Raw genomic sequence first — 351 nt, 5'->3', positions numbered from 1 at the left:
CACCACCGGCACTTCCGGGTCCATGACCTGCGCCAGGGTGGCCCACGCGGCAGCCAGGTCGGTGGGTTGCGCCGGGCGTGCGCCCTGGTCGCTGGCGATCAGCTCACCAGGTTGCATCGGGGTACGCTCGGGGCAAAAACTGCATTTCCGCCAACAAAATTCCCAGGTGCTCGCTGTGCAAACCGCGGCGTGCATCCAGGTAGAAATAGCTAGCAGCAGGCGGCAGGGGCAGGGTGGCGCTGGTAAAGATTTCGCTGACCTGGGTTTGCCACGCTGCGGCAACCTGAGCGGCGTCCGGCGTAATGCCGGCGGCGTGCAGGCGCTGTTCACTGTCGTCGGCGCCGGTCAGTT

1 protein-coding gene and 1 pseudogene are annotated in these 351 nt (G+C 66.1%); both read right to left on the bottom strand.

The features are described from left to right. A pseudogene (locus HX846_RS38680) lies at window positions 1-117 on the bottom strand (phenylacetate-CoA oxygenase subunit PaaJ); the annotation flags it as partial. Next, a partial coding sequence (locus HX846_RS38675; RefSeq protein WP_178967634.1) for a Phenylacetic acid catabolic protein occupies window positions 104-351 on the bottom strand: 248 nt, incomplete at its 5' end. The pseudogene HX846_RS38680 and the gene HX846_RS38675, both read right to left, overlap by 14 nt.

Origin of the sequence: Pseudomonas sp. K5002 (genome assembly GCF_013386655.1) — a bacterium.
Lineage (GTDB): Bacteria > Pseudomonadota > Gammaproteobacteria > Pseudomonadales > Pseudomonadaceae > Aquipseudomonas.
This window is presented reverse-complemented; position numbering and strand designations above follow the sequence as displayed.